Source organism: Methyloceanibacter sp. (assembly GCF_058506495.1).
This window is the reverse complement of sequence record NZ_JBZMXT010000163.1, coordinates 1-2,721: the sequence shown is the minus strand read 5'-3', so window position 1 is coordinate 2,721 and position 2,721 is coordinate 1. Positions and strand designations below refer to the sequence as shown.

4 protein-coding genes are annotated in these 2,721 nt (G+C 57.6%); 3 read left to right on the top strand and 1 reads right to left on the bottom strand.

Annotated features, from left to right (window positions below; all coding sequences use genetic code 11):
• A partial coding sequence (locus tag AC33YF_RS13610) for a hypothetical protein (RefSeq protein ID WP_491777754.1) occupies positions 1 to 424 on the top strand: 424 nt, incomplete at its 5' end.
• 29 nt (positions 425 to 453) lie between these two features.
• The gene (locus AC33YF_RS13605) at positions 454 to 942 is read left to right on the top strand and encodes a hypothetical protein (RefSeq protein ID WP_491777753.1); all 489 of its coding nucleotides are present in this window, start codon (positions 454 to 456) and stop codon (positions 940 to 942) included.
• Between the two features lie 135 nt (positions 943 to 1,077).
• Here AC33YF_RS13605 and AC33YF_RS13600 read toward each other — a convergent pair whose 3' ends face one another.
• Positions 1,078 to 1,713 (bottom strand): tyrosine-type recombinase/integrase, encoded by a 636-nt coding sequence (locus AC33YF_RS13600; protein ID WP_491777752.1) that lies wholly within the window; start codon positions 1,711 to 1,713, stop codon positions 1,078 to 1,080.
• Positions 1,714 to 2,047: 334 nt separating this feature from the next.
• Between AC33YF_RS13600 and AC33YF_RS13595 the strand changes: the two genes are divergently transcribed.
• Positions 2,048 to 2,536 (top strand): hypothetical protein, encoded by a 489-nt coding sequence (locus AC33YF_RS13595; protein WP_491777751.1) that lies wholly within the window; start codon positions 2,048 to 2,050, stop codon positions 2,534 to 2,536.
• The last annotated feature ends 185 nt before the right edge of the window (positions 2,537 to 2,721 follow it).

Below are 2,721 nucleotides of genomic sequence, written 5' to 3'. Positions count from 1 at the left end.
CGAAAACCAGGTCGCCATGTTCATTGGCTCCACCAGCGGCAACCAGTTCGAGGGTGGCCTGCCGAAGAGCGGCGCCTACAAGATCCGTGTGTACATGATGCGGAGCGCGGCGCGCCGAGAGGAAGTGGCCAATTACCGGCTCGAGATGATCGTCACGGGTGCGCCTCAGAAGGCCGGAGCAGGCGCCGAGGTCGAGCCGGGCCCGACTGAGGGCGGGATGCCATCAAAGGATGAACAAGCCTGCTTGCAGGCCGTTTCCATCAAGACGAACAACGGAGACGTAACGGTGCTTCGCACAGAAACGTCGGAGGCAAATAATCTCGTCGTTGTCGGCGTGGGACCGAACAAGGCCCCATGGCGTTGTCTTGTTTCTGGGGGTGTCGTCGCCGAAGTCATGTCGATGACGAACGAGGGTGCTCTCTAGGTTTCGGATTTCAGAATCAAAGGTGAAGCATGAAAGCGTTCTACGGACTTATCGCAATTTCCTTAGTTGTCTCCCTGACGGCTTGCTCTGAGGAGACCTCAGAGGTGAAAGACAGCGCGCCCGCCGCCAAGACAGAAGACTCGGCCAGCACACCTGCGCCCGCGGCGCAGACTGAGGCTCCCGCAGCCCAGAGTCAGCCGGCTCCCGCACCGGCCGCCACCGCTGACGACGGAGCTGGCGCCATGGATGGCGCTCCTGAAGCGGCTTCCGCAGACGATGGTGCTGGCGCCATGGCCGGCGCTTCGCAGGCAACGCCTAGCAAGGATGAGCAGGCGTGCCTTCAGGCTGTTTCCACCCAGACAAACAATGGTGAGGTGGTGACGCTCAGCGTCGAAGAGTCCGAGGCCAACACACTGGTGATGGTCGGCGTCGGACCCAATAAGGCGCCGTGGAAGTGTCTCTCCAAAGACGGTGTCGTCGCCGAGGTGATGTCGATGACCGACGAAGGTGCCCTGTAGGCTTCGCACCTGTCGCGATCTTAACGTGCCGCCCGGGCAGCTTCCCTTAACGGCAGCCACCCGGCACTTAGTTCGGTTATTTGCACAAATTGGACGTATAGGGTGGAGCGGAACAGGGCCGCTTCACCCTAATTTTCAGACGTCTACCTTCTCGGCGATCTCAAGGGCGTCATCGACCTCAATTCCAAGGTATCGAACGGTGCTCTCAATCTTGGTGTGTCCCAGGAGCAGTTGAGCCGCCCTCAGGTTTCCTGTTTTTCGGTAAATCAAGGTCGCCTTGGTCCTTCGGAGTGAATGCGTCCCAAATATCGACGGATCGAGGCCAATCAGAGCCAGCCAATTGTTGAGCAGTCGCGCATACTGCCTTGTGCTCAGGTGCGTTCCTACCGTCTTGCCCGGAAAAAGGAACCGATCTCCGATGCTCGGCAGCGCAGCCAGATGCGCGTCAATGGCCAGTTTGGTCTGCTCGGTGATCTCGAACTTGACCAACTGACAGGTCTTGCGTTGCCGGATCGAGGCCCTGTCGAGCGCGTAGCCGCGGGGTGCAACATCCAGTACCCGAAGTCGAACTAGGTCACACCCCCGCAGCTTACTATCGATCGCCAAGTTGAAGAGCGCGAGATCTCGCTTCTTGCCCAGCATTTGCAGTCGCGTTCGGATCGCCCAGACGTGTTTCGGTAGCAGCGGCGGCTTGCTTCCGCTCAACTTTCCCTTATTCCATGGCTCGCTGTGGACCGGCTGGCAACTTGGGACAAACTGTATCGTTTCCATGATGAACCTCCTGCTGTCGAAGGTCGGAGCATGGGCCAGCGACATCCGCTATTTGCGTAAATCGGCCGTCGTGATCTGAGCGCCATTGCTGTTAATGACCCATAGCGGGTATCAGCCACGTTTCGAAGGAACTCACCCAAGTGGACTCGGTTGCTTTGTTTCTGCTCGTCGCGAAAATAGAGTAATCGGAGAAGGCCGCGTTTTTCGCGTGTCCCAACGCAAGTATCCCAAGAGTTAGTCTAGGGCATTGCTTGAGTTCGCGGACCGCACCTATCTCATATCGAATTTGACGCTTGCGCCGTGTCACCAGGACCACCAGAAAGGGAGCATCAGGATGCTCAGCATCTTCAATCGCGTCGCAATTATTGCGATGATTTGCGTGTTTGCTTGTCCCGGACAGGCACAGGACCTTTCCACCCTTCCAAAGCCTCTGACGGAGAAGGTCGAAGCGGCTCAGAAGGCGTGTGCGGATTTTGAGAACGGGGAGTTCGCACTGGAGTGGGGTGCGGTCAGTCGGGTTGATCTCGATGGTGATTTGAGGCCGGACTGGGTTCTCAATGACTCGGCCTTTGCCTGTTCTTCTGCGGCCTCACTTTATTGTGGGACCGGTGGCTGTGAGTCCCACTTCCTTGTTGGTGATACAGTGATTTCGCTGCTTAATCAGGGTTGGGATGTTGTTACGTTTGGCCAAAACCGCGTTCTGCTGATGGATGTGCATGGCTCAAGATGCGGTGGCATCAACCCGACGCCTTGTGTCGAGGCCTTAGCGTGGGATCAGGAAACGAAGGCGTGGCGCTCCGTGCAACCGGCGACAAAGCAGTAAATACCAAAGAGACAACAAACGTGGACCTTGCTGAACTGGTTGTGCGGTAACGAACCTAATCCGCACTTGGCCACCGAAACGCAGCCTCTGACTTGGGACAACACAGCCAACGTCCGCGTTTGGCACTTAGCGGGCATCGACTGTGAGGCGGGAGATGTCTGGTTTCGAGTGTAAAGCGGTCGTCG

Excerpts from the sequence above, each read along its gene's own strand:
- AC33YF_RS13605 (WP_491777753.1), top strand. The coding sequence starts at position 454 with ATGAAAGCGTTCTACGGACTTATCGCAATTTCCTTAGTTGTCTCCCTG.
- AC33YF_RS13600 (WP_491777752.1), bottom strand. The coding sequence starts at position 1,713 with ATGGAAACGATACAGTTTGTCCCAAGTTGCCAGCCGGTCCACAGCGAG.
- AC33YF_RS13595 (WP_491777751.1), top strand. The coding sequence starts at position 2,048 with ATGCTCAGCATCTTCAATCGCGTCGCAATTATTGCGATGATTTGCGTG.